This window comes from Variovorax sp. P1_G12 (assembly GCF_056405555.1).
Genome location: NZ_JBFUBW010000003.1, coordinates 219,538 through 243,530 on the forward strand (window position 1 = coordinate 219,538; position 23,993 = coordinate 243,530).

23 protein-coding genes are annotated in these 23,993 nt (G+C 64.0%); 12 read left to right on the forward strand and 11 right to left on the reverse strand.

All coding sequences use genetic code 11. From position 1 onward, the window contains the following. Positions 1-13 precede the first annotated feature (13 nt). Entirely contained in the window at positions 14-520 is a 507-nt protein-coding gene (locus AC1D2O_RS05155) for a hypothetical protein (RefSeq protein WP_478156400.1), read from the forward strand. A 587-nt stretch (positions 521-1,107) separates the two neighbouring features. Here the strand turns inward: AC1D2O_RS05155 and AC1D2O_RS05160 are convergent. The 8 genes from AC1D2O_RS05160 to AC1D2O_RS05195 form a co-directional block, all read right to left on the reverse strand. Next, complete coding sequence (locus tag AC1D2O_RS05160) at positions 1,108-2,025, reverse strand: hypothetical protein (RefSeq protein WP_477650448.1); 918 nt, start codon at positions 2,023-2,025, stop codon at positions 1,108-1,110. A gap of 21 nt (positions 2,026-2,046) precedes the next feature. Then, positions 2,047-2,814 (reverse strand): hypothetical protein, encoded by a 768-nt coding sequence (locus AC1D2O_RS05165; RefSeq protein ID WP_477650447.1) that lies wholly within the window; start codon positions 2,812-2,814, stop codon positions 2,047-2,049. Next, entirely contained in the window at positions 2,811-3,110 is a 300-nt protein-coding gene (locus AC1D2O_RS05170) for a hypothetical protein (RefSeq protein ID WP_477650446.1), read from the reverse strand. The genes AC1D2O_RS05165 and AC1D2O_RS05170 overlap by 4 nt, the downstream gene beginning before the upstream one ends. 6 nt (positions 3,111-3,116) lie before the next feature. After that, positions 3,117-3,509 (reverse strand): hypothetical protein, encoded by a 393-nt coding sequence (locus AC1D2O_RS05175; RefSeq protein ID WP_477650445.1) that lies wholly within the window; start codon positions 3,507-3,509, stop codon positions 3,117-3,119. A gap of 28 nt (positions 3,510-3,537) precedes the next feature. Beyond that, positions 3,538-4,119, reverse strand: a complete 582-nt coding sequence (locus tag AC1D2O_RS05180) for a hypothetical protein (RefSeq protein WP_477650444.1) — start codon at positions 4,117-4,119, stop codon at positions 3,538-3,540. An 8-nt stretch (positions 4,120-4,127) separates the two neighbouring features. Further along, positions 4,128-4,532 carry a hypothetical protein gene (locus tag AC1D2O_RS05185; protein WP_478156402.1) on the reverse strand — a complete coding sequence of 135 codons (405 nt, stop codon included), beginning with the start codon at positions 4,530-4,532 and terminating at the stop codon, positions 4,128-4,130. A gap of 167 nt (positions 4,533-4,699) precedes the next feature. Continuing rightward, positions 4,700-5,584: an AlbA family DNA-binding domain-containing protein gene (locus tag AC1D2O_RS05190; RefSeq protein ID WP_478156403.1), complete on the reverse strand. Its 885-nt coding sequence runs from the start codon at positions 5,582-5,584 to the stop codon at positions 4,700-4,702. 660 nt (positions 5,585-6,244) lie between these two features. Next, entirely contained in the window at positions 6,245-7,393 is a 1,149-nt protein-coding gene (locus tag AC1D2O_RS05195) for a site-specific integrase (protein WP_477650158.1), read from the reverse strand. A gap of 410 nt (positions 7,394-7,803) precedes the next feature. Here AC1D2O_RS05195 and AC1D2O_RS05200 point away from each other — a divergent pair, with 410 nt between their 5' ends. Then, positions 7,804-8,883: a DNA-binding protein gene (locus tag AC1D2O_RS05200; RefSeq protein WP_478156405.1), complete on the forward strand. Its 1,080-nt coding sequence runs from the start codon at positions 7,804-7,806 to the stop codon at positions 8,881-8,883. 346 nt (positions 8,884-9,229) lie between these two features. Here AC1D2O_RS05200 and AC1D2O_RS05205 read toward each other — a convergent pair whose 3' ends face one another. After that, positions 9,230-10,618 (reverse strand): ISNCY family transposase, encoded by a 1,389-nt coding sequence (locus AC1D2O_RS05205; protein ID WP_478156443.1) that lies wholly within the window; start codon positions 10,616-10,618, stop codon positions 9,230-9,232. 406 nt (positions 10,619-11,024) lie between these two features. Between AC1D2O_RS05205 and AC1D2O_RS05210 the strand changes: the two genes are divergently transcribed. After that, positions 11,025-11,942 carry a complex I NDUFA9 subunit family protein gene (locus AC1D2O_RS05210; protein ID WP_478156407.1) on the forward strand — a complete coding sequence of 306 codons (918 nt, stop codon included), beginning with the start codon at positions 11,025-11,027 and terminating at the stop codon, positions 11,940-11,942. Positions 11,943-12,120: 178 nt separating this feature from the next. Here AC1D2O_RS05210 and AC1D2O_RS05215 read toward each other — a convergent pair whose 3' ends face one another. After that, the gene (locus AC1D2O_RS05215) at positions 12,121-13,059 is read right to left on the reverse strand and encodes a LysR substrate-binding domain-containing protein (protein ID WP_478156409.1); all 939 of its coding nucleotides are present in this window, start codon (positions 13,057-13,059) and stop codon (positions 12,121-12,123) included. Positions 13,060-13,168: 109 nt separating this feature from the next. On the opposite strand from AC1D2O_RS05215, the gene AC1D2O_RS05220 reads away from it, so the two are divergent. The 5 genes from AC1D2O_RS05220 (at position 13,169) to AC1D2O_RS05240 (ending at position 19,202) form a co-directional block, all read left to right on the forward strand. Beyond that, entirely contained in the window at positions 13,169-14,152 is a 984-nt protein-coding gene (locus AC1D2O_RS05220) for a Bug family tripartite tricarboxylate transporter substrate binding protein (RefSeq protein ID WP_478093914.1), read from the forward strand. 15 nt (positions 14,153-14,167) lie between these two features. Next, positions 14,168-15,727, forward strand: coding sequence for a UxaA family hydrolase (locus AC1D2O_RS05225; protein WP_478093912.1), 1,560 nt, complete (start codon positions 14,168-14,170; stop codon positions 15,725-15,727). Positions 15,728-15,818: 91 nt separating this feature from the next. Continuing rightward, positions 15,819-17,288: an NAD-dependent succinate-semialdehyde dehydrogenase gene (locus tag AC1D2O_RS05230; protein WP_478156410.1), complete on the forward strand. Its 1,470-nt coding sequence runs from the start codon at positions 15,819-15,821 to the stop codon at positions 17,286-17,288. Positions 17,289-17,303: 15 nt separating this feature from the next. Next, positions 17,304-18,104, forward strand: a complete 801-nt coding sequence (gene hpaI / locus AC1D2O_RS05235) for a 4-hydroxy-2-oxoheptanedioate aldolase (RefSeq protein WP_478086218.1) — start codon at positions 17,304-17,306, stop codon at positions 18,102-18,104. 21 nt (positions 18,105-18,125) lie between these two features. Then, positions 18,126-19,202 carry a tartrate dehydrogenase gene (locus AC1D2O_RS05240; protein ID WP_478086219.1) on the forward strand — a complete coding sequence of 359 codons (1,077 nt, stop codon included), beginning with the start codon at positions 18,126-18,128 and terminating at the stop codon, positions 19,200-19,202. Between the two features lie 77 nt (positions 19,203-19,279). Here AC1D2O_RS05240 and AC1D2O_RS05245 read toward each other — a convergent pair whose 3' ends face one another. Continuing rightward, the gene (locus AC1D2O_RS05245; protein ID WP_478086221.1) at positions 19,280-19,459 is read right to left on the reverse strand and encodes a hypothetical protein; all 180 of its coding nucleotides are present in this window, start codon (positions 19,457-19,459) and stop codon (positions 19,280-19,282) included. Between the two features lie 633 nt (positions 19,460-20,092). On the opposite strand from AC1D2O_RS05245, the gene AC1D2O_RS05250 reads away from it, so the two are divergent. From AC1D2O_RS05250 to AC1D2O_RS05265, 4 genes are all read left to right on the forward strand, one after another. Next, positions 20,093-21,166: a sigma 54-interacting transcriptional regulator gene (locus tag AC1D2O_RS05250; protein ID WP_478086222.1), complete on the forward strand. Its 1,074-nt coding sequence runs from the start codon at positions 20,093-20,095 to the stop codon at positions 21,164-21,166. A 306-nt stretch (positions 21,167-21,472) separates the two neighbouring features. After that, complete coding sequence (locus tag AC1D2O_RS05255) at positions 21,473-21,772, forward strand: hypothetical protein (protein ID WP_478086223.1); 300 nt, start codon at positions 21,473-21,475, stop codon at positions 21,770-21,772. 18 nt (positions 21,773-21,790) lie between these two features. Next, positions 21,791-23,440 (forward strand): phage tail sheath family protein, encoded by a 1,650-nt coding sequence (locus AC1D2O_RS05260; protein ID WP_478086225.1) that lies wholly within the window; start codon positions 21,791-21,793, stop codon positions 23,438-23,440. 15 nt (positions 23,441-23,455) lie between these two features. Next, positions 23,456-23,980: a phage tail protein gene (locus AC1D2O_RS05265; protein ID WP_478086227.1), complete on the forward strand. Its 525-nt coding sequence runs from the start codon at positions 23,456-23,458 to the stop codon at positions 23,978-23,980. Positions 23,981-23,993: the final 13 nt, after the last annotated feature.

The following is a 23,993-nucleotide window of genomic DNA, read 5'->3' on the forward strand; positions in this document are numbered from 1 at the left end:
GGAGTTCATCTCTATGCTGGCTCATCAACTCAACGCACTCGTCAGCGAACTGTCCGATCAGGTCCGAGCCGTGAACAGCGGCGATCTGCGCCGGGCGGAGGGGATGCTGATTGCACAGGCCCACACGCTCGACGAGCTTTTCAACAACCTGGCGCGTCGTTCGCATCGGAACATGGTTGGAGGCTTCCCGCACGCTGCGGAGACGTACCTCCGCCTCGCCCTGAAGGCGCAGACACAGTGCCGGGCCACCATTGAGACGCTGGCCGCGGTCAAGAATCCGCCCGTGTTCGCCAGGCAGGCCAACATCAACAACGGCGGTCAGCAGCAGATCAACAACGGCGTTCCCGCGGGCGCGAACGCAAAGCCGATTCCGGAAACCAAAAAATTGGAAAGCATCGATGGCGAATGGCTGGACACCAGAACGCGGGGTGCGACAGTCGGAGCTGATCCGCACCTGGCGACCGTGGGAAAAGACAAAGGGACCCGTCACGCCCGAAGGAAAAGCAAAGGTCTCGCGTAATGGATACAAGGGCGGGCAATGGCGGGAGGTGCGGGACATCACGAGGGCCTTGAAGGCTGCACTACGGAGCCAGCGCGAGGCGCTTTAGCGCGACCGTCACCCGACGGCAGCCGTTGGCAACCTGGGAACTTCGTTCGCGCTTCCTCCTTGGGACGGCACTTGCCACCTCGATCGCCAGTCCCGTACACTCAACATCGCTCGGGGCCTTGAAATCTCGACCGTGATGGGAAGTACTTCCCTCACACCGCCGGATCTGCATTGATTGCCCGGCGCCCGTACTGCGGTTATCGCCATCCGGGGACCTCAAAGTTTCAACCCTTTGGAGATCCCTATGAGCGATTCACGCCTTCGCCAACTTCGTCATCGTGCTGCAGTAGATCAACGCTGGCGTTGCTGCCACTGCGCGTGCCCGATGACCAATCCAACTGCGGAGCATCTTCTCGCACGGCAAGATGGGGGCAAGAACACTGCTGCCAACGTCGCTGCGGCATGCTGGTCGTGCAACCATGAGCGTCATGCCGACCCGAAGTACCACGGACTTAGCGCTGACGAATACGGCTGGCTCCGATTGCTTGAACGCCAAGCGGTTAATCCAACAGCAGGGAATGGCGAAGCGCGCCGATGCAGTTGAGAGAGTGAAATACCTCCTTCTGATTCGTTCCCCCGAACAGACTCGTTTCCGCACGTTGGATTTCTGCCCCGGTCATGCCGAGGCACGTCGCCACCGTTCGTTTCGTGAGTCCGGTGGGCATGAGCATGGTCTGCGGCGTGCCCAGTCGGCGAATGTTCACGGCGTCAAAGCCAAACCCGAGAAAGCAGACGCGCTCGGCCTCCTGGAGCAGCGCTCGAGCTTCGACAAGATGCTTCGAGTCGTCTCGGCCTTCTGCGATAACCTCCAGTCGCGATGCGGCGGTCGCCACCGCATCGTGCATTGCCTCAGACGTAATTGAGCCGAATCTCACGTAGCTAGATCCGCCCTTCCAAGCGTCTCCAAGAGAGCCATACACATGCGTGATCCTCAATAGCGCTAATCGGCCAGCGACGTCTGCCTCGGAACGATCGTAGATCGACATCAAAGTCCTAGTGAGGTAATACTCGAGCGACCGGTCGTAGTTGAAGGTGATAACAGATAGCCACGACGGATCAAATTGCTCCCACTCGTCAACGACCAATCGGTTTACCAAATATTGATACCAGTGGTCCTCCTTTGCCTCGCTGAACAAGTCTGCATTCGCTTCGCACTGTAGAAGCACGTAGGCGATCGCCTCTTTGCCGACTTCGGCCAACTCGGTGCGTCTCCCCAAAAACGCATCAATCGAGTACATCTGCGACAGATTGAAGGCATCCACGAAATCCCGAACGGTCATTCGGCCGCGGCCCATGAAGTCGCTCGCGTCCTGACGGTCGCGGATTTCGAGGATCCGCCTTCGCAGGCCGCTTCCGAGCGGAAAGCCGTATGCCAAGCTCGCACCTGCCCCGAGAATGAGGACCGTTTGTGGATTCATCGTCGCCTCCAAGTGAAAGCCCTATGCAGGTGTCGGCTCAGGTTTTCGAGGTGGCGGAATGTTCGCGTCTAAGCGGGCTTCGATCACCATGTCGCTCCCGACAGTTGGTGCGCCACCAAATTGCTTCGTAAGGCTTTCCTGCAAGCCGAGCGCGAACACCTCCACGGCGTGGAAAGCCTCGCTCAAGCAGAAGCTGTGGCCATCGCTGGTCAGCGTAAGAAGGTCAAACTGATGACGGACGGCTTTTCCTCCAACCGAGGGAAGGGAGCGGCGCTCCGAAACCTGTAGCGTGCCGGGAACCATGGTGTAGGTCCACCCCTCGATCGGATCTGTACCGCGAAGCTCGAGCCAACTGATCGTGCCCCATGGCGTTTCCCGTCGGCTCACTAGCCTCTCGATTCGACCAGTGACATGCTGGACGGCATTTCTCAAGACGACAACATTTGAGGCGGCGTCTCGGAGCACCTTGACGTAGGAGGGGAGCGCCTTCTCCTTCTTTGTCATCGTCGAGACGACCGACTGGAGGCGGTGCAACGAATCGATCATCGCCCAAGAATCAGAAAGGACAGAGGCAAACATGCCTTCGCCAGGATGTCCGTCGGCTGTCCGCCACCCCTCAACGGTGGCGATGACTCTTCGATAGTTCAGCTCGAAGATCTCGATCGAGTACCTGATGGCATCGAGCATCACACGCTTCTTGGCGTCGAGGTTCACCGGAAGGTTGCGCAGCGCGGAGCCAGCAGGAACGAAGGGCGGGATTTCCGCGATCAAGGTCAATCGGTCGTTCATGAAGAGGCTGCGCCAGAACTTGTGAAGAGGCCCAGGACAAAACCTGTGTAGTACCAGAAGCCGGTGTTCGGCCGGCCGATGATCTGAATGGAGTCGAGGAACGAGATTCCGAAGTTGCCCAGGATCCACGAGACGACGTTTGCCAGCAGCGCCAGCGGGAAGACGATTCCATGCCAGATGCCAGAGAAGAAGCCGTAGGGATCGGCCACGGAGTCCGCCGTGTAGTGCGCGGCGCAACCGGAGAGGGTCAGGAACAGCACCAGCAGGACAATCCGCGGGCGCTTCAGAATTGCCATTGCGGACTACTGCCCGGCGACCAAGTCGTAGGACTTGCCTGTCCCGTCTATGCAGGCTCCGACTGCTTCATTCCTGCCGGCTGCGAACTGGCAGCGAAGCACCTGGTTGTCTGCCGAGACCAAAACGGCGCGAGCGTTGCTCGATGTGGTGCTGCCGCCTCCGAAAGCGCTTGCAGTGGACTGGCCATTGGTAGCGAATCCAGCCCCGACGCTACGGGTTGAATCGAGGACGTACGTGCCCTTGAACAGGCGGCCCTCGATGTTCACGTCCATCGAACTGGTGCGCTTGTCATAGGTGCCGGTGTAGGACTTTCCATCGGTGACCATCCGAAGGGGGCCGCTGGTCGCGGCACACGCTCCAAGAACGATGGCGAGTGCGATCGCTAGAACTGATCTCATAGCTCTCTCCAGATTGGTTGATGACCGGTCACTTGGTCTTTTGTGGGGCCCTGCTTAGCTCGCCAAAACAGGCGGCCAATTCCGAACGTGTTTGGGCACTCATTTGGCCCTGACCTGAAAAGATCCGGTCCTGTCCTGTGCCGCCTTGGAAACCGATCCATAGGTTCTTTGCTTCCATGAATCCCTGGATTGCGGAAAACCCTGGGTCGGTCGGCGCCCTAAAGATGAAGTAGCCTGCACCGTCACCGGGTGCAGTCGCCCCATCAAGCGGAGCCAACGGCTCGCCGTCGCCTATTCGCACCCAAGCAATCGTCTTCCCCGAGGTCCTCAGTTGCCCAGCGGGTTCCGATAGCTTCCCGAGCTTGAGTGCGCCCTTTACGCCTGTGAAACCGTCAAGGAAAACAGCGATGGACCCATCGACGACCTCGATGTCGTCTGAGGATCCCGGCACGGATGTGAGGCCAGTAAAGCGAACGCCGCACGATACAACGACACCCTTGGGAGCGTTCATCGTAGATTGAAGGGTGAGGTTTTGAAGCGTCGTGACCGTCTGGCCGTGAGCTTCGACCTGCACGATCAGAAGGAGCAACAACGCGCAGAGCTTGTTCATGCGCAGTCCTATTGCACCGAGCACTGGTTCGCTGAAAGTTCGGCGCGGAGTCCTCGCATGCGCTGCTGGTCGGGGTTGATCACCTCCGGTGGCTGCCATTGCCAGTTCGTGTATCGGCTTTCGATCTTGTTGCGCTCCGCGACGAGCTGGGCGCACCTGGTGGCGCGCTGGGAGTCGCCCGTGGTGGCCTGGGCCTGCTGGGTGCGGGCCGCTTTGCCTTGCTCCGCCTGCTGCACCTGTTGATCCCAAGGCACGTCGGCGACGTTCTCAATACGCTCGATGAGCGCGTTGTGCTGGTTGCAGTGTGATTGGGCCCAGAACGTCGAGCCGTTGTACGCCTTGCAAAGATAGATCGTGCCGGCGTGCGCTGAACCGGCCAACAGCGCCGCGGCGCAGATTCCCCAAGTTTTCATTCTTCTTACTCCTGGCGTGAAGTCTAGGCGGCTCGACCTTCAGCCCCGATGCGCCAACTGGTTATTCAACCGGTAATCTGTCGAATTTTCCCTATCAACACAGCGTTCGCGCCCTAGCTGCTCGCCCGCCCTCAACAACTTTGAGGAGCTGCGAGGATCTTGCTGGGTCAGGAAAGATCGACTTCGAGCACCCCGGATGTTGGCTCGACATCAAGGGCACCGACTTTGAAAGGAATCCGCAGAACGATTGGCACGAGGCCCTTTGCGATCGCTCGTCCGGGTTCCGGCCCGAGCCATACGCCCCCGACACGAATATTCATCGTTGGATGCAAGAGGGCGGAAGAATCTGCCGCATGGATCCAAGAGCCATCTGGATTTGTCATCGCGAACTTCAGCGCTTCGGTGCCATTGCCGTCGATGCCATAGCTATAGCGCCCGAAAGGGCCTGCAACGGCAAGTTGGAGGTAGAGGCCGCGGGCCGCTCCTCGACCGGCGTTCGTAATCTGCACCTGTACTTGATACGCGTCCGCGTGAATCGCGGTGACTTCAAGCCTCGGGCGGGCACGTCTGCCGAACATGTCGGCGATCTGGAACGGCTCCATGCGCATGAAGCTGAGGCCGATGCGCTGGTAGTAGCGGTCCTCCCCGAAGCGCGCCATGTGCGGCCCCCCGTCGCTTGGAGGGACAAAGGTGACGACGAAACCATGCGCTTGGCCGCGAGCAGTGAGCGCGCGGTGCACTACGCCGGGAACGCCAGGCGCCACGGCCTGCGGGGTCAACTCATCCAGTCTGCTTGCAAGCTTGCGTGCTTCCGGAACGCCGGGAAAGTCGGTAACGCAATCGATCCCGCGTGCATTTTTCTTCGCGGTGACTCCCCAGAGACAGACGCCGCCTGCCCCATTGGCGAAGCCAGAGAGGACCGTCGCAAGGTTTCGTTTGATGTCGCCTTCGTCTCCGACGCGCTTGCAATCGAAGACCTGCGACTCCACGTCGCCGGCCATTTTGAGAATCTTCGCGTGCGTCAGCGATGCAAACCAAGCGTGGAGGTCCATTTCCGCCTAGGGAAGTTGCGCTGCGGAATGATAGGGCCGCGATGGGGATGGGCCCGGCGCGAGTGGCGGCAGCTGCTTTTGTAGCTTTTGTAGCCCCTATCCCGCCCCTTTTGCAGATCTGGCGATGGCGCGGTCCAGGTCGGAGCCGGTATCTCACTGCACCGCCCAACTTGAAGTAGGGCAGGGTCACACGGTTCGTGCAACGCCAGACTGCCAAGGTAGAAACGGGAATCTGCAGGTACGCGGAAGCCTGCTGTGCCGTCAGGATTTCACCGGTGCACTCTGGAGGGGGAGGTGAGGGAACTGGGCGCGGGCGGCGCGACGGAGGTGCCATTTCCCCGATATTTCGAGTTGACGGCGACAGGAGGAGGCTTAGACATCGCCCAATGCTCGTCCCGGGGTGTCTTGGGACGACGGGAAATGGCTGTGAACGAGCGGCCCCCGCGATCAGCGGCGGTCGGCAATCGAGAGCGAGTTTTCGAGCCACAGGTTACCCCCGCGTCACCCGAGGAGCCGAGACCCCACCCGGGATCTCGGCTAACTCCTTGATTTCATTGGTCGGGGCGAAAGGATTCGAACCTTCGACCCTCTGGTCCCAAACCAGACACGCGACCTTGTGTCATATCCGGTGCCTTTCGCCCGTGTCGTTTTTCGCCCCCGTCAAATTTTGATTTGGTCCGGCCGCGGTTTATCTGCGTCCATCATTCGAGCCACCGCGCTGACCTGAGCGGCCCCCGCCCTGAAGTACCCCGCCACAGTGTCCGTGCTCCGATGCCCCGTCATCGCCATCGTCTCCTGGAGCGGCATGTTCTGCCGTCCCGCCTCAGTCACGAACCCCGACCGCAGCGAGTGCGCCGAAAAATCCTCTCCCACCCCCGCCAGCGCACACCGCGCCTTCACGATGTCCCGCACCGCCGTCCCCGAGAGCCCGTCGGTGCCGAGCTTCCCGTTCTTGAGGATCCGCCGGAAGAGGGGCCCTGAGCTGATGCCGCTCGCCTCGAGCCAGGCCTCCAGCGCGACGGCGGCCGACCCGACCACCGGCTTCACGTCTTCCGCGCGGATCTTCCCGTTGTGGTTCGTCTTCGAACTCGCCAGCGTGTACAGGTAGGCGCCTTCATCCCCGCGGTGCAGGTTCTCGAACACAGCCTCTGAGACTTCAGAGCGCCGGCGCCCGCCCGAGGCCCAGGCGAACAGGAGGAGGGCGCGGTCGCGCTTTCCCTTGAGCGAGTCGTCGCAGGTTTCCAACACCGCCTCCAGCGGCTCCTTGGTCAGCGCACGCTGCTTGTGGGGCAGGGCGTTGCGCTTCGCATAGGCTTTTCTCGTCTTGCTGAGCAGCGCCTTGACCGCCGGATCCACACACGGATTGGGCTGCTTGGAAACGTGGTGCGCCATCGAGAGCACGGAGATCCGGTGCATCAGGGTGTTCAGCGCCGGCGCACCGAGCTTTCCCTTGAACCCGGCTTCCACCAGCGCCTGGTCGATCTCGGGCGGCAGCTGGTGATCGAGGCCCGCCTTGCTCGAGCGCTCGGCGTGGTCGACGACAAACTGGATCACCACCGGCACCGGGACCGGCAGCGACATCTGTCGCCCGTAGCGCGCGCCGAACCAGGCGGCCCAGTAGCGCATGGCGGCGCGGTACGCCAGGCGGGTGTTGTCCGACTCGCCCTCGGCCATCAGGTCGTGCGCGGCTTCTTCGGCCATATCGGAAAGCTGGCTGGGATCGAGCAGCGCGTGGTCGCTTTTCAGAGGCACGAGGGCCTTGGAGACCTTGGGCACCTCGGACGGCGGCACTTTTTCAGCAGATTTCATGGACGACCTCCAGCGGCATTGGCTTCACGGACGGCGACGGCCGCAGTCCAACCAAAGCCGTCTTTCTGTTATTTATCACACATGCCATGTATGATGTCTAACGTATATGCTACATAGTTTACGATAATCTATTATTATCGCAAGTAAAAGACAGTGAGGAAAGCCGGCATGAATCCCAAAAGTTCGAGCGACAACATTCCCGCGGGGACAACGAGTTTCAGACACTTTGAGCGAACAAGTAGCAGACATCCCCACGTTCGCACCCGGCATCGGATTTACTCTCACGCGCACTGATAGACCCAGACCCGAAACGAAGCATCTCGCGAACGTCCAGCGCACCTCCAGCCTCAACTTCAGCGCGTCGAATTTCGGGTCAGTCGTTCTGAAGTTCTTGGCATTAGGACATCACCATGGTCAACAATAACTTTCCTCGTGCCGGTGGCCGCGGTGTCCAGGAAGCCCAGGTGTGGCAGGCGGCCGACGCGCTGATCCACGAGGGCCTGCGCCCGACGATCGAGCGCGTGCGCCAGAAGATTGGCAGCGGGTCGCCGAACACCGTGAGCCCCATGCTGGAGCGCTGGTTCGCCACGCTTGGCAAACGTCTGGACGGCCATGGCGCCAACCTGGCCGACGGCGAAGCACACCAACTCCCCTTGGCTATCGTCCAGGCCGCCAAGCAGTTCTGGGACGTCGCTCGACGTGAGGCCGACCAGGTGCAGGTCCAGAAGACGGAGGCCGCGCGGCGCGAGTTCGAACTACAGCGCGTCGACCTGGTCCAGAAGGAAGCTAGCCTCCAGCAGCGCGAGATCTCGTTCGAACAGGCACGCATCGCGCTCGACGAGGCCTTGGCCTCCTCGCGCCAAGCGGTCGCGGCCATGGAGACGCAGATGCAATCGCAGCAACAAGAGTCCTCCAGGCTCCTGAGCGAGTCAGAAGCCGAAGTGCGGCGCCTGCGTAGCGCGCTGAACGAGGCCGTGACCAGCAAGGAGGCTCTGCGCGAAAAGGCGGAGATGGCCCTTGGAGCCAAGCAGCGCGCCGCAGAGGACGCCGAAGAGCGCTACCTTGCCCAGCAGCGGCGCCTCCTTTCGGAGGTTGATAGGGGGCGCGTGACCACCAAGCAGGTCGTGGCGGAACTTGCCAAGGAGCAAAAGGCACGCGCCGCCGCTCATGACGCGTCCCGTCGGGCTCAGGATGCGGCAAAGCAGGCACTTGAGGACGAGAAGACTTCGCACCGTGAAGAAGCGTTGGCTTGGTCCACTCAACGCCAGGAACTGCGATTCGAGCTCGCGACATTCCGAGAGCGCGCTGCGGGCGCAGAGCAGCGGGCAACCGACCTCGCCTCACAGCTGAGGCGCCAAGAGGAGCGATCGCAACGGGAGCTCGCCCACCTGCGAGAGAACCAAGAAACCACAGCCGCGGCGCTGCGCCAGCTCGAGGTCCGCAGCGAGGAGATCAAGAAGTCACGAACTCCGACGAAATCAAGACAATGATGACTTCCCATGCCCCGGGTGCCTGGCGCGAACGGCACAACGTCCGGGACCTCGCGGCGCAGGCGATCTGATAACTTTGCTCGCAGTATTCGCGTAGTTCCTGAGTATGAAAATGCTTCAGTCGTCGTAGTGGAAGTACTGCTTCAAGAACCAAACCATCGGCCGCTCCGCGGAATGCGAAAAGTCCTTTTGCGTCAGCCACTTTGTCAAGGCCAAGTTCAGATGTCGCATCCCCAGCCAAGTAGAGATGTCGCATTTCCCTCTTCTTGAGAGAGCCCGGCGATCTCGGCGACCGCCTTGCTTTCGAGCTCTGGCGGCCTGCCAGCCGTAGGCCGGCGCGGTCGATTCAACGATTCTGGCCTGTTCGGATTGGCTGCTTGGCTGGTCTGCACACCGCCATCACGGCAAGTTCGAGGTCCTCGGACGTGAACTGCCTCGAGTGCTTCGTTCCCGGAATTGCCTTTGTGGGGGAGGGCGGCTTGCCTTGGTTCGTGCGCGATGGCGCGCCGAATCGCCGGTTGTCGCGTTGCTCCTGCATCAGCAAAGCGGCCTGCAAGGCATGGCCCAAGCGCTTGTTCTCCACAATGGCGGCAGTGTCCACCTGCGGCAGGCGGTCGTAGCGCTCGTAGGCTAGGCTCAATCCATCAGCGCGCAGTTCGATGCGGCCGTCCGGGTACTCGTAGACGTCGATGTATCGGTGGATCAGCTTGCGGCTGGCCAGCGTGTCCTTGAGCAGGTAGATCACTCGCTCGTGCTGCAGGGTCAGCGACAACGACACCTTGCGCTGCAGCCGCCAGGTAAAGATCATGTCCAGGTCCTCATCCGCACGCACTGGCCGATGGGCGTCGAAGTCTCGCAGCGCTGGCTTGGCGAAGCGGGCGTTGAAGTCGGCGATGAAGTGGGGCGCAAAGGCGTTGGCTGCCTCCCGGGTGCTGATCTCGCGCAGGCGCAGTTCCTTGACCAGGCGATCCTGCAGGGTCAGGTTGGCACGCTCCACGCGGCCCTTGGCTTGGCTGGTGTTGGCGCACATGATGTCGATGTTCAGCTCGAACAGCACCCGCGCGTACTGCGTGGTGGCACGGCCGAAGTCGCTCGAGGCGCGCACGGACCGGAAGATGCTGGCCTTGTCGCTGTAGAACGCAACCGGCTTGCCGTGCTGCTCAAGGTAGGAGCGTGTCGCCTCAAAGTAGGCGAACGATGATTCGGTGGGCACGAAATGTAGCTGCATCAGTTGGCTGGTCGCATCGTCGATGAACACCAGCAGCGTGCACGCCGGCGCCCGGCCTTCGAACCAGGCGTGGTCGCTGCCATCGATCTGGATCAGCTCGCCCAGACACGAGCGGCGGTTGCGAGGCTGGTGGATCTTGGCGGCGCGCTGCTTGCGCGGCGTCCATAGGCCCTCGGTCATCATCAGCGTACGCACCGTCTCGACGCCGAGCGCCAGACCATGGCGTTCGGCGAGCTTCTCGCAGGCCAGCGTCGGACCAAAGTCCGAATACCGTTCTCGGATCAAGCTGATGGCTCGGTCCGCGACCCCTGGTGCCAACTGGTGATTGCTTGGGCGGCCTCGCTTGCGAGAGATCAAGCCGGTGGGTCCGCCGTCCAGATAGCGGCTCACAAGCCGCTCGATCTGCCTTCGGCTTATGCCAAGCCGCTGCGCGGCCTGCCCAACCCGAAGCATTCGGTCGACCACCGCTTGAATCGTCTTGAGCCGATCGACCTCACGCATCGACATGGTGATAGTTGCCGCCGGTGTTGCCATCGCTGTGCCTCGGATCCAGGAACTGGACCGGGGCGACCATGCGACATTTCTATTCGGGCCAAACGCGACATTACTATTCGGGGCCTACACACTTGGGTGATGCAATCTATCTTATGTTAAATAATGGCATCATCGAACGCCTCTCGGCCACGATGATGCGCGTCTATTTGCAGAAATCTGTTCGCCGCTTTTGCACGAATGTGCTCGCGCCTTCACGTTGGCTCCCCTCTTTCCTTAGGTTTGCGTCGCAAGTCCGTGTCGGCACTTCGTGCGGCGGGCCCCGCTGTCATTCATGGCGACGCCTGGGCTACGATGCGCTGGCAATCAAGAGCCTCAAGTTTGGACACCCGACCAGCCGCTGAATACGGCAGGAGCTCCCATGAACCATGTCCTGATTCTCGGAGGCACAGGCTTCGTTGGTCAAAGCCTGTGTGCGTTGCTCGCCGAGCACGGTTGTGACATGACAGTGCCCACGCGCAACAAGTCGCCGGCGCTGAAACTGGGCCTGCCGGCATCGGTCGATCTCGTGAGCGCCGATGTTCATGATCTTGCACAACTCACGAAGCTTGTGGAGGGCAAGGACGCCGTGGTCAATCTCATCGCCATCCTCCACGGCAGCGAAGCACAGTTCGATCGAACTCACGTCGAGTTGCCTCGTACGCTGGTCTCGGCCTGCCGCACGGCCGGCGTGCGGCGGATCGTGCATGTCAGCGCGCTCGGGGTGAACGGCCCGCGGCCAAGCCGGTACCTCCGGTCCAAGGCGGAAGGCGAGAGGGTGTTGAAGGATGCGGATCTCGATACGACGCTGCTTCGTCCATCGGTGATCTATGGTGAAAAGGATCGCTTCCTGAACCTGTTCGCGCGCCTGATGGCGTTCGCTCCAGTGTTCCCGCTGGCGTGTGCGGGAGCCCGCTTCCAGCCCGTGTGGGTCGAGGACGTCGCCCGCGCGATTCTCGTGTGCCTCGAGCGACCAGAGACGTCGGGGCAAACCTTCGAGTGCGCAGGGCCCGACATTTACACGCTGGCGGAGCTGGTCAAGCTTGCCGGCCGGTGGTCAGGCCACGAAAGACCCGTGCTTTCACTTCCGCAGCTTGTCGGAACACTTCAGGCGCTCGTGATGGAACACTTGCCAGGCGAACCGCTGATGTCGCGCGACAACCTTCAGTCGATGCGCACCCCTAACGTTGCCACCGGAATGCTGCCGTCCCTGGGAGATCTGGGTATCCGCCCTGCCGCCCTGTCCAGCATCGGACCCCGCTATCTAGGCGCCGCTCGCACGCCAGGTAGGAGGAATTGAGTCCACGTCGACGCATTCAGGCGCTCGGCAGCAGTGCCTTGTCGATGAGTGCTTGGTTTGGGAATTCCAAGCGCCGGAGTCGGCCGACAACAATGTGCAAAACAAAATGCTCTATTACTGGGCAATGCCGACATGGCCGTGCCAAGCCGCACCAGGAACTGCCAAACCGGCGCCGGTGCTACTCCGGTGCACGTGCGGCAGTGATGCGCAGACAGTCCATCAGCTGCTCCGTCGCAGGGGGGCGAAGGCGTCCCTTCAAGGTGATCATTCCCACTGGCGGCAGCTCGATCGGCACCTTGAGATTCAGCACCCTGATAAGACCCTCTGCCTCGAAATGTCGCGCCACGCCGCGAGCAAGGAACCCCACTGCGGGGCGTTCGCGGACAAACGTCAAGGTCGCAAGGAACGAGGCCGTCTCGACGATGTCGGCAGGTGGCGCAAGCCTGTGCTTGTAGAACATCTGCTCGAGCTTGACGCGCGATGACGCCCACGGTGGCGGAACGACCCAGGGAACATCGACGAGTTTTGTCCAATCGATTCTCGCGTCACGGGCAAGTGCGTGGTCGGGACGCACAACGATGCACATCGGCTCGGTGTAGAGCGTCTCGGTGTCCAGATCGGGCGACGCGTAGCCGGGCTCCAGTCGACCGACGAAAAGATCCAGTTCGCCGACGCGCAGCCTCGGAAGGAGTCGCGTCAGATCGCCCTCTTCCACCAGCACCGTGGTGCGCGCCGAACGTTGTTTGAGCAATTCGACGGCACGCACAAGCAGGGAGGGTATCGCCACCACCATTGCTCCGACGCTGGTGCGGCCGGCCGCGCCGCCGGCCACGGCGGCGATCTCATCGCGCGTGCGACTGAAATCTGCCAGCACCGAACGGGCGAAGCGCACGACGGCCTGACCATAGGCCGTGGGTTCGGTGCCGCGCGTGGACCGCACGAACAGGTCGAGCTCGAACATGCGTTCGATTTCGACCAGCGTCTTGGACACTGCCGGCTGGCTCACCGAAAGAAACTCGGCGGCGCGGCCGAGGTGCCGGAATTCATCCAGCGCCACCAGCAGTTGCAGGTGCCGCAGCTTCAGGTTGGATCGCAGTACCCGGTCGATCTCGGCCATGTGGACTCCATAACCGAAAAGGAATGAAGAGAGTCTGTTTTCTGATTGGATTGTAATGATCAAAGGACGAACAATCCGGTCTCCACGCCGAATAACAGGAGACAAAACGATGAGATCCGATCGCCGCCAGTTCATGCTCGGCAGCCTCGCTGCCGCCGTGCTTCCGCTTTCCACTACCCGCGCTTTCGCGGCCGCTTACCCGGATCGTCCGGTGACATTCATCTGTCCGTGGCCGGCGGGCGGCACTGCGGACGTCACGATGCGCGCGCTCTGCTCGGCCGCCGCCAAGGAACTCGGCCAGTCGGTCGTCGTGGACAACAAGGCCGGGGCGTCCGGCATGATCGGTCTGAAGGCGCTGGCCTCCGCGAAGCCCGATGGCTACACCATCGGACAGATCCCGATCTCGGTGACGCGCTTCTCGCAACTGGGCACGGTCCAGATCGATCCGATGAAGGACCTCACCTACATCGCCCGCGTCTCGGGCCAGACCTTCGGCATCGCCGTGCGTGCCGAGGCCCCGTGGAAGACGCTCAAGGATCTGGTGGCGGACGCCAAGGCGAACCAGGACAAGATCACCTACGGCACCGCGGGCCTGGGCGGCGCGACGCATGTCGGCATGGAAGAGTTCGCCATGGCCGCAGGCGTCAAGTTCAATGCGATTCCCTTCAAGGGCGGGGCCGAGGCGCTGCAGGCTCTGATGGGCGGCCATGTCGACGTGCTTGCCGATTCGAGTTCCTGGGCACCGCACGTGAAGGCCGGCAAGCTGCGCCTCCTGGTGACTTGGGGGGAGCAGCGCACCACCGAGTTCAAGGACGTGCCCACGCTCAAGGAGTCGGGCTACAACGTCGTCGTCGATGCGCCCAACGGCATCGGCGCTCCCAAGGGCATACCGGCCGAAGTGCTGGCCAGCCTGCGCGCTGCGTTCAAGGTCGCAGCGTCAAGCCCCGCGTTCACGGCGGCCTGCGCCCGGATCGATGCGCCCTTGCTCTACCTCGACGCGCCGGACTACGAGAAGTACGTGGCCGCGAGCTATGCCAAGGAGAAATCACTGATCGAACGGCTCAAGCTCAAGGAACTGATGAGCAAGAACTGAACGCCGGAGATCGTCATGACTGCAACTCTCGCCCCTGCGACGCCGACGGTCGCCACCGCATCCGCGCTGATTCGGCTGCACGCCAGCGACAACGTGTTGATCGCGCGCTCGCCGATCGGCCTCGGGCAGGAGCTGCCCGAGTTCGGCTTGCGCATGCGCGCCCAGGTGCCGGCCGGCCACAAGATCGCAGCGCGACGCATCGCGGCGGGCGAGCCGGTGAAGAAGTACGACACCGTGATCGGTGCGGCCATGCGCGACATCGAGGCCGGCGAACACGTGCACACGCACAACCTGGAGCTGATCGACTTCGACCGCGACCCGGGCTTCTGTGAAGACGTGCGGCCCGTCGACTACGTGCCGGAAGCCGAGCGCGCCACCTTCATGGGCATCGTTCGCCCCGATGGCCGCGTCGCGACGCGCAACTTCATCGGCCTGATCTCGTCGGTGAACTGCTCGGCCACCGCCATTCACCACATTGCGGCGCACTTCACGCCCGAGCGGCTCGCGGCCTTTCCGAACGTCGATGGCGTGGTCGCCTTCGCGCAGACCAGCGGCTGCGGCATGTCATCTCCCAGCGAGCACTTCGATGTGTTGCGCCGGACCATCGCCGGCTACGCGCGCCATCCCAACCTGGCCGGCGTGCTGATCGTCGGGCTGGGCTGCGAACGCAACCAGGTGGCCGACCTCGTCGCCTCGCAGGGCCTGACGCTCGGCAGCCACGTGAAGACCTTCGTGATGCAGGACACGGGAGGTACCCGTGCAACGATCGCTGCAGGCATCGCCGCCATCGAAGCCATGCTGCCGGCCGCCAACGACATCCGGCGCCAGCCCGTCAGTGCGGCGCACCTGAAGATCGGACTCGAATGCGGGGGCTCCGACGGCTTCTCGGGCATCACCGCCAATCCGGCCCTCGGGGCGGCGATGGACATCCTGGTGCGCCATGGCGGCACCGCGATCCTTTCGGAGACGCCCGAGATCCACGGCGTGGAGTTCATGCTGACCCGCCGCGCGGTCAGCCCGGAGGTCGGGCAGAAACTGCTCGATCGGCTCGCCTGGTGGGAGGAATACACGCGCGGCCACAACGGCCAGTTCAATGGCGTCGTGGGCCCCGGCAACCAGGCCGGCGGCCTGGCCAACATCTTCGAGAAGTCGCTGGGCTCGGCCATGAAAGGCGGCACCACGCCGCTGCAGGCGGTGTACGAGTACGCCGAACCGATCGACAAGGCCGGCTTCGTCTTCATGGATTCCCCCGGCTATGACCCGGTCGCGTCCACCGGACAGATCGCCAGCGGCGCCAACCTGATCTGCTTCACGACCGGGCGCGGCTCGATGTTCGGCAGCAAGCCGGCACCGACGATCAAGCTCGCGAGCAACACGCCGATGTTCACGCGGCTGGAAGAGGACATGGACATCAACTGCGGCGCGGTGCTCGACGGCGAAGTCGACGTGCAGCAGATGGGGCAGCGCATCTTCGACCAGATCCTTCGCGCCGCCTCCGGAGACAAGACGAAAAGCGAACTTCTGGGCCTCGGCGACCACGAGTTCGTGCCCTGGCACATGGGCATCGTCAGCTAGTGCCGCTGGCGAACCAACCCCGGGCGACGCGCCGATGCGCGGCCTCCGACACCCGTTTTTTTCCTCCTGATTCAAGATCGACGAAACACACATGTCGCTGACCATTCAACGCACCGAGCTCTTGCGCAGTGCCAACTACATCGCAGGCCAATGGTGTGAAGCCACCGGCGGCAAGCTCGACGTCACCGACCCGGCCACCGGCGCGCTGATCGCGCAGGTGCCCGATTCGGGCGCCGCAGAAGCGCGCGCGGCCGCCGACGCTGCACACCAGGCCTTTGCCACGTGGCGCAAGGTCCCGGCCAAGCAACGCGCCCAGATCATCAAGCGCTGGAACGATCTGGTCATGGCGAACCTGGACGACCTGGGCACGCTCATCTCGCTCGAGCAGGGCAAGCCGCTGGCCGAAGGCAAGGGCGAGGTCGCCTATGCGGCAAGCTACATCGAATGGTTCGCCGAGGAAGCCACCCGCATGAACGGCGAGATCATCCCCGCGCCGGTGCCGGGTCGGCGCATGTTTGCCATGAAGGAGCCGGTGGGCGTGGTCGCGGCGATCACGCCATGGAACTTCCCGGCCGCGATGATCGCACGCAAGATTGCCCCCGCGCTCGCCGCCGGTTGCACCGTCGTCTGCAAGCCGGCCGAAGACACGCCGCTCACGTCGCTCGCGCTCGTGAGGCTGGCAGAGGAAGCCGGCGTGCCCGCAGGTGTCGTCAACATCGTCACGGCCTCGCGCGAGAAGACGCCGGAAGTGGTCGACGCCTGGCTCGACGACGCGCGGGTGCGCAAGATCACCTTCACCGGCTCGACACCGGTGGGCAAGCACCTGGCGAGGCGCTCCGCCGATACGCTCAAGAAGCTCTCGCTCGAACTCGGCGGCAACGCGCCCTTCATCGTGTTCGAGGACGCGGATCTCGATGCCGCCGTGGAGGGTCTCATGGCCTCCAAGTTCCGCAACGGCGGCCAGACCTGCGTCTGCCCGAACCGGATTTTCGTGCAGGGCAAGGTGCATGACGCCTTCGCCGACAAACTGGCAGCGCGCGTCGGCGCCCTCCAGGTCGGGCCGGCCAGTGACCCGGCCTCGCAGATCGGGCCGATGATCAATGCACGCGCGGTCGAGAAGATCGAGCGCCATGTTCAGGATGCGGTGTCTCGCGGGGCGAAGGTGCTGGCCGGCGGCGAGCGTCTGCCGCGGCTTGGCATGCACTACTTCGCACCCACCGTCCTGGTGGGCGCCGACTCGACCATGGCCTGCGCGCGCGAAGAGACCTTCGGTCCGGTGGCGGCCCTGACCCGCTTCGAGACCGAGAACGAAGTGGTCGCCGCGGCCAACGACACGCCATTCGGGCTGGCCGCCTACTTCTACTCGACCGACGCGCGTCGCATCTGGCGCGTCGCGGACGCGTTGGAATCGGGCATCGTCGGCATCAACGAGGGCGCGCTGGCGGCGGAGGCCGCTCCCTTCGGCGGCGTCAAGGAATCCGGCTATGGCCGCGAAGGTTCGGTGCACGGGATCGACGACTACCTGCACACCAAGTACGTGTGCCAGGGCCAGCTCGACTGAGCGGAGCACGACGCGATGAACAACCCATTCAAGCAGGCACTCGCCGCCAGGCGAGCGCAGGTCGGTCTTTGGCTTTCTCTGGCGCAGCCCTACGCGGCGGAGGCCTGCGCCACGGCCGGATTCCAGTGGCTGCTGATCGACGGCGAACATGCGCCCAACGACGTGCGCAGCACGCTCGCCCAACTGCAGGCAGTGGCCGCCTACCCGGCGCAGCCAGTGGTGCGCGCCGTGACCGGCGACACGGCGCTCATCAAGCAACTGCTCGACATCGGCGCGCAGAACCTGCTCGTCCCGATGGTGGACACGCCGGAGCAGGCGAAGGCACTGGTGGCCGCGACGCGCTATCCGCCCGAGGGGATACGCGGCGTCGGTGCCGCCGTGGCGCGCGCTTCGCGCTGGGGAGCACGGCGCGACTACCTCGGCGCCGCCAACGACGAGGTCTGCCTGCTGGTGCAGGCGGAGACAAGGACGGCGCTGGCCAATCTGCCATCCATCTGCGCGGTCGATGGCGTCGACGGTGTGTTCATCGGGCCCGCCGACCTCGCCGCCTCGATGGGCCATCGCGGTGCGCCCGGCCACCCCGAGGTGCAGGCGGCAATCGACCACGCCATCCGAACCATCGTCGCCAGCGGCAAGGCCGCCGGCACCCTCACCGGCGACGCCAAGCTGGCCCGCCACTACCTGGAACTCGGCGCCACCTTCGTCGCCGTCGGCATCGACGTGACGCTGATGGTCCAGGGCGCGCGCCGCCTGGCAGGCGATTTTGGGCTGGGTACCGAAAGCGCGATGAGCGCGGCCGGCGGCGCGGCTTACTGAACTTCAACCAGAGAAAGCATCATGGGCACGAGCCACAAGAAGACACTGAAGATCGCCAGCATTCCTGGCGACGGCATCGGCAAGGAGGTCATGCCCGAGGGCCATCGGGTGCTGGAGAAGGCCGCGAGCCGATTCGGCTTCGACCTGCAGTTCACGAACATCGAGTGGGCAAGTTGCGACTACTACCGGCAGCATGGAGACATGATGCCCACGGACTGGAAGTCACAGCTCCAAGCGCAGGATGCCATCTATTTCGGCGCGGTCGGCTGGCCCGACACCGTCCCCGATCATGTGTCGCTGTGGGGCTCGTTGCTGAAGTTTCGCCGCGAGTTCGACCAATACATCAACCTGCGCCCCGCGCGCCTGTTCGAAGGCGTGCCGTGTCCCCTCGCCGGGCGCAAGGCCGGTGACATCGACTTCTACATCGTGCGCGAGAACACCGAAGGCGAGTACACCAACCTCGGCGGGATCATGTACGAGGGTACCGAGCGTGAGATCGTCGTGCAGGAGACGGTGATGAGCCGCTTCGGCACCGACCGCGTGCTCAGGTACGCCTATGAGCTCGCGCAGTCACGCCCCCGCAAGCACCTGACCGTGGCAACGAAGAGCAACGGGATCGCCATCAGCATGCCCTGGTGGGACGGTCGCGCCGACGCCGTGGGCCAGGGCTTTCCCGATGTGAAGGTGGACAAGCAGCACATCGACATCCTCACGGCGCGCTTCGTGCTGCAACCCCAGCGCTTCGATGTGGTGGTGGCGAGCAACCTGTTCGGGGACATCCTGTCCGACCTGGGGCCGGCCTGCACCGGCACGATCGGACTGGCGCCGTCAGCCAACCTGAACCCGGAGCGGAAATTCCCGTCGCTGTTCGAACCCGTCCACGGTTCGGCGCCCGACATCTACGGCAAGGGCATCGCCAATCCGATCGCGATGATCTGGTCGGGCGCACTGATGCTGGATTTCCTCGGTGAGCGCGAGGCGCACGACGCGATTCTCGCGGCCATCGAGAAGGTGCTCAGGGACGGGCCGCGCACCGGCGATCTCGGTGGCAAGGCCACCACGCTGGAAATGGGAAAAGCAATCGCCGAGCTCATATAGGAGGCACGTCCGCGAACTGGTGCCCGCGGGCCGCCGCCGACGAAAGCGCAGCCTGCGGGACCGTGATTCGTTGCCGCTTACTCGGTCGGCTTGAAGTCCGCGAGCTTGACCCGCTCTGCCCATGCGGCTCGTTCCGCCTGGATCCGCTGGGTGTAGTCCTCGGATTGCTTCTCCGGCACCGAGTACCCCAGTTCTTTCATGGCCTCCCGATAGCCGCCCTCCACCTTCGCGCGGTTGGTGCATACGACCGGTGTCAACAAGGCGCTGCTGCATCGTTCCGCCCGTGGGCTCAAGCTTTTGATGGCCCATCGTTTCCTTTGTCATCGAGCCCTTCGTGGGGCAAGAACGCAAGGTCGCTTCGCATCGACCTTGCAAAGATGCGGCGAAGGCCGCGCATCGCGCAGTCGAAAGTTTTAACTTCTTCATTCGTCCGTCATGTCCGCGAGTCTGGCTGGGATGTTCATCGTTCAGCGTCTTCTCACGCCACTAGTTCGTTTGATAGATGCGCGATTCAAGCTGTCGACGGATGATGGGCGCGCTTCGTTGGATTCGCGGTGAATCGTGTCGGTGGGTCTGGTGCTGGATTCGGGATTGCAGCGAACACGATGCTGCACGGGGCAGTCAGCGCCGACGTGGTTCGCGCCACCGTGTGGGGTCACGCGGCGTTGGCGGGTCCTTGCGCTACCGAGGCCCGGGACCTTGCGCACCGGTCCGCCATGGCCATGCGAGGGAACATAGGCGTGTGCTGTCCAAAGTCATGACATGTGGCCGACCACTCGATCCGGGAGGACGCGAACACACCACAGGCTTGTCTTGGCCCGCGAAGGATTCCGCCAATCTGTGAGCGACTCCGGGATTGGCCAGGGCAACAGATGGAGGAGGGAAACCGAATGCACACCAACAACTCTTCATGCCCGGAGACGGTAGCTTGTTCGGAAGACGAGGGCTGCAACGACGCTGGCGCGGCGCTGGCGCAGAATCTTGTCGGCCACAGCCCTCGCTTTCGCGAAGCCATGGAGCTGGTGAAGCTGTACGCTGCATGGAACGCGCCGCTGCTCATCGCCGGCGAAACCGGCACCGGCAAGGAGTTGGTCGCGCGCGCCGTTCACTACCAGAGCCAGCGCCGGCACCGCCCTTTCATCCCGGTCAACTGCGCAACGCTGCCCGACACGCTGGTCGAGAGTGAGTTGTTCGGCCACACCCGCGGCGCCTTCACCGACGCCAGTCATGCGCGCCAAGGACTGGTACACCTCGCCGAGGGCGGGACGCTGTTCCTGGATGAGATGGAAGCGCTGTCGCCACGCGGACAGGGCGTGCTGCTGCGCTTCCTGCAGGACTCCAGCTACCGCGCGCTGGGCGGCAGCCAGTTGCACCACGCAGACGTGCGCATCGTCGCGGCCTCCAACGTCGACCTGCATGAGAAGGCGGCGGCACGCAGCTTCCGCGACGACCTGCTGTACCGGCTGGACGCCTTTCGCGTCAATCTGCCGCCGCTGCGCGAGCGGCTTGACGACCTGGCCCTGCTGGTGCCGCATCTGCTGGCCAAGGCGGCGCGGCAGACCAGTGGTTTGGCACGTCGTATCAGCGATCAGGGACTGGCATTGCTGCGTGCCTACGAATGGCCGGGCAATGTGCGCCAGCTGGAACACGTGCTGCTCAAGGCCCACGTGGTCTGCCAAGGGCTCGAGGTCGGGCTGGCCGACCTGCAGCGATGCGCGCCCGAACTGGCCCAGGTCGACGTCGCCGCCGTGCACGCCGCCGGCACGCTCGGGCATTCGCTGCGCGCGGCCAAGCGCGCGGCAGCCGACCTGGTCGAGCGCGAATTCATCGAGGACTGGCTGTCACGCACCGACGGCAACATCAGCGAGGCCGCGCGGCTGACTGGCATCGAACGAGCTTCGCTGAGCCGTCTTGTCAAGAAATACGGCGTCAAGGCACAAGCGCACTCGATCGGCAGCGCTTAGGCCCGCTTCCCCTCCCCTCCCCGCTCCCGCATCCATCCACCCACCGGTGGAAGGAGACTGCGTACCGCTCGCGCGCACCATGTCAACGCTCGCACACCCGTGTCGGCTCCGACACACCCCGCGATCGCTGCGGACGACGCTCGGGGAACGGGGCGCGCAGTGGCCCGAGGCGCGACGAAGCCTGTGCTTTCGAATGCACAGCGACGTCAAAGCCCTCGCAACAAAGCCCAATCAAATCAAGTACTTGCACTCGCGATGCGGATGGCACGCTTGCTGCAAGTAGCAGCGCGTGGGGGGTGCTCTCGGATGGCCCGGCGCGACGACATCGATGCGGTGACGGAAGCGATCGCAGACCTGCGCCGCTACATGCGTGCGCATCCGCGGGCCTGCGACACGATCGCGGGCATCGCAGCCTGGTGGTTGCAGCCGCGGATGGTGTGGTCTTCGCCCGATGTCGTCGGTGCGGCACTGGTCGCACTGGTGGGCAATGGTGAGGTCGAGTGCGTCTGCGGTCCGGACGGCCAGACGGTGTACCGCGCCGCCCGCCCGGCGGGCGGGCAGCGAGGGATTGCAGGTGGAGCCGCCAGGCTCTTGATCGTCAATTGATGATGAATTGGGGGATGTATGCCCAGTGCCCTGAGTTACCCAGGCGTCTACGTGGAGGAAGTGCCCAGCGGCGTGCGCACCCTGACCGGTGTGGCCACGTCGATCACGGCCTTCGTCGGCCGGGCCGCCTCCGGCCCTACCGGCGAACCCGTGATGCTGACGAGCTTCGCAGACTACGAGCGCCGGTTCGGCGGCCTGGTCGCGGACTGTCCCATGTCCTATGCGGTGCGCGACTTCTACATGAACGGCGGCGCGCTGGCGCTGGTGGTGCGGGTCGTCGGCACGGCGGCTCCGCCTGCGCCACCCGGGCCACCCGGGCCACCGCCCCCGCCCGCGCCCCCACCGGCGCCAGCCCCAGCACCAGCTGCGGCTGCTGCGGCTGCAACCCTCACGCTGCCCACGGGCCTGACGCTCACGGCCGCCAGCGTGGGCGCCTGGGGAAAGCGACTCTCGGCCAAGGTGGACTACGACACCGACAGCCTGTCTGGAACCGACACCACGCGCTTCAACCTGATCCTGCGCTTCCAGCCGCGGCAGGACCGCGACGAATACGTGTTCGAGACCATCGGCTCGGTCTCCACGACGCTCGTCAACCCGCGCTACCTGCCGCTGGTGCTGGAGCGCGAATCCACGCTGGTGCGGGCGCTGGGCGCGGTGCCGGCAGCGCGCCCGAGCCCCACGCCCAACTGGGTGGTTGCCACCGGCGGCGAAGACGGGCCGCCACTGCGCGCCGACGACGTGCTGGGCAGCGCTGCGAGCCGCACCGGCATCCACGCGCTGGCCAATGTCGACCTGTTCAACCTGCTGGTGATCCCGCCACTGGCGCGTGACACCTCTGCCCTGCCGTCCACTTACACCCCGGTGCCGGCCAACGTCTGGCAGGGCGCGCTCGCGATGTGCGTGGAACGCCGCGCGATGCTGATCGTCGACCCGGATCCCGCCTGGGGCGCCTCCGCGGCCAGCGCTGTTTCCAACGCACAGGCCGGCCGCAACGCGCTCGGCTTCAGCGGCACGGCCCCACGCAACGCGGCGCTGTACTACCCGTGCCTGCGCATGGTGGACCCGCTGCGCGACAACCGCGTCGACACCTTCATGCCCAGCGGCGCGGTGGCCGGCATCATGGCGCGCACCGACGTCGCACGCGGCGTCTGGAAGGCACCGGCCGGGCTCGACGCCGGGCTCAACGGCGTGCAGGACCTGCAGGTCAACCTGAACGACCTGCAGAACGGCCAGCTCAACCCGCTGGGCATCAACTGCCTGCGCTCCATGGGCGTGAACGGCCGCGTGGTGTGGGGCGCGCGCACCCTGCGCGGTGCCGATGCCAGCGCGGACGAATACAAGTACGTGCCGGTCCGGCGGCTCGCGCTCTTCCTCGAAGAAAGCCTGTACCGCGGCACGCAGTGGGTGGTGTTCGAGCCCAACGACGAGCCGCTGTGGGCGCAGGTGCGCCTGAACCTGGGCGCCTTCATGCAGGGCCTGTTCCGCCAGGGCGCCTTCCAGGGCAACTCGCCGCGCGACGCCTACTTCGTCAAGTGCGACAGCCAGACCACCACGCAAGCCGACATCAACCTGGGCGTGCTGAACGTGATCGTCGGCTTCGCGCCGCTCAAGCCGGCCGAGTTCGTCGTCATCAAGATCCAGCAGATGGCCGGCCAGATTCCAACCTGATCGAGGAAGAACGACATGGCACAGTTCAGCGTCAACGCCACCCGCTTCGACCCCTACAAGAACTTCAAATTCCGCGTCAAGTGGGACGGCCGCTACGTGGCCGGCATCTCCAAGGTCGGCGCGCTCAAGCGCAGCACCGAGCCGGTGGAGCACCGCGAGGGCGGCGACCCGTCGTCCACGCGCAAGTCGCCGGGCCGCACCAAGTTCGAGGCCATCACGCTGGAGCGCGGCGTCACCCACGACGTCGAGTTCGAACGCTGGGCCAACAAGGTCTGGAACTTCGGCTCCGGGCTGGGTGCCGAGGTGTCGTTGGCCAACTTCCGCAAGGACCTGATCATCGAGGTCTACAACGAGGCCGGTCAGCTCGCCATCGCCTACAAGGTGTTCCGCTGCTGGGTGTCGGAATACCAGGCGCTGCCGGACCTGGATGCCAACGCCAACGCCGTCGCGATCCAGACCCTGAAGCTCGAGAACGAGGGCTGGGAGCGTGACTACGACGTGGTCGAACCCTCCGAGCCCACCTTCAACGAGCCCGCCTGAACGACCCCGCACG

Coding starts and splice junctions, on each gene's coding strand:
- AC1D2O_RS05225 (WP_478093912.1), top strand. CDS start 14,168: ATGACTGCAACTCTCGCCCCTGCGACGCCGACGGTCGCCACCGCATCC.
- AC1D2O_RS05240 (WP_478086219.1), top strand. CDS start 18,126: ATGGGCACGAGCCACAAGAAGACACTGAAGATCGCCAGCATTCCTGGC.
- AC1D2O_RS05260 (WP_478086225.1), top strand. CDS start 21,791: ATGCCCAGTGCCCTGAGTTACCCAGGCGTCTACGTGGAGGAAGTGCCC.
- AC1D2O_RS05180 (WP_477650444.1), bottom strand. CDS start 4,119: ATGAACAAGCTCTGCGCGTTGTTGCTCCTTCTGATCGTGCAGGTCGAA.
- AC1D2O_RS05205 (WP_478156443.1), bottom strand. CDS start 10,618: ATGTCGATGCGTGAGGTCGATCGGCTCAAGACGATTCAAGCGGTGGTC.
- AC1D2O_RS05210 (WP_478156407.1), top strand. CDS start 11,025: ATGAACCATGTCCTGATTCTCGGAGGCACAGGCTTCGTTGGTCAAAGC.
- hpaI (WP_478086218.1), top strand. CDS start 17,304: ATGAACAACCCATTCAAGCAGGCACTCGCCGCCAGGCGAGCGCAGGTC.
- AC1D2O_RS05155 (WP_478156400.1), top strand. CDS start 14: ATGCTGGCTCATCAACTCAACGCACTCGTCAGCGAACTGTCCGATCAG.
- AC1D2O_RS05220 (WP_478093914.1), top strand. CDS start 13,169: ATGAGATCCGATCGCCGCCAGTTCATGCTCGGCAGCCTCGCTGCCGCC.
- AC1D2O_RS05185 (WP_478156402.1), bottom strand. CDS start 4,532: ATGAAAACTTGGGGAATCTGCGCCGCGGCGCTGTTGGCCGGTTCAGCG.
- AC1D2O_RS05255 (WP_478086223.1), top strand. CDS start 21,473: ATGGCCCGGCGCGACGACATCGATGCGGTGACGGAAGCGATCGCAGAC.
- AC1D2O_RS05195 (WP_477650158.1), bottom strand. CDS start 7,393: ATGAAATCTGCTGAAAAAGTGCCGCCGTCCGAGGTGCCCAAGGTCTCC.
- AC1D2O_RS05160 (WP_477650448.1), bottom strand. CDS start 2,025: ATGAATCCACAAACGGTCCTCATTCTCGGGGCAGGTGCGAGCTTGGCA.
- AC1D2O_RS05200 (WP_478156405.1), top strand. CDS start 7,804: ATGGTCAACAATAACTTTCCTCGTGCCGGTGGCCGCGGTGTCCAGGAA.
- AC1D2O_RS05215 (WP_478156409.1), bottom strand. CDS start 13,059: ATGGCCGAGATCGACCGGGTACTGCGATCCAACCTGAAGCTGCGGCAC.
- AC1D2O_RS05230 (WP_478156410.1), top strand. CDS start 15,819: ATGTCGCTGACCATTCAACGCACCGAGCTCTTGCGCAGTGCCAACTAC.
- AC1D2O_RS05265 (WP_478086227.1), top strand. CDS start 23,456: ATGGCACAGTTCAGCGTCAACGCCACCCGCTTCGACCCCTACAAGAAC.
- AC1D2O_RS05165 (WP_477650447.1), bottom strand. CDS start 2,814: ATGAACGACCGATTGACCTTGATCGCGGAAATCCCGCCCTTCGTTCCT.
- AC1D2O_RS05190 (WP_478156403.1), bottom strand. CDS start 5,584: ATGGACCTCCACGCTTGGTTTGCATCGCTGACGCACGCGAAGATTCTC.
- AC1D2O_RS05170 (WP_477650446.1), bottom strand. CDS start 3,110: ATGGCAATTCTGAAGCGCCCGCGGATTGTCCTGCTGGTGCTGTTCCTG.
- AC1D2O_RS05175 (WP_477650445.1), bottom strand. CDS start 3,509: ATGAGATCAGTTCTAGCGATCGCACTCGCCATCGTTCTTGGAGCGTGT.
- AC1D2O_RS05250 (WP_478086222.1), top strand. CDS start 20,093: ATGCACACCAACAACTCTTCATGCCCGGAGACGGTAGCTTGTTCGGAA.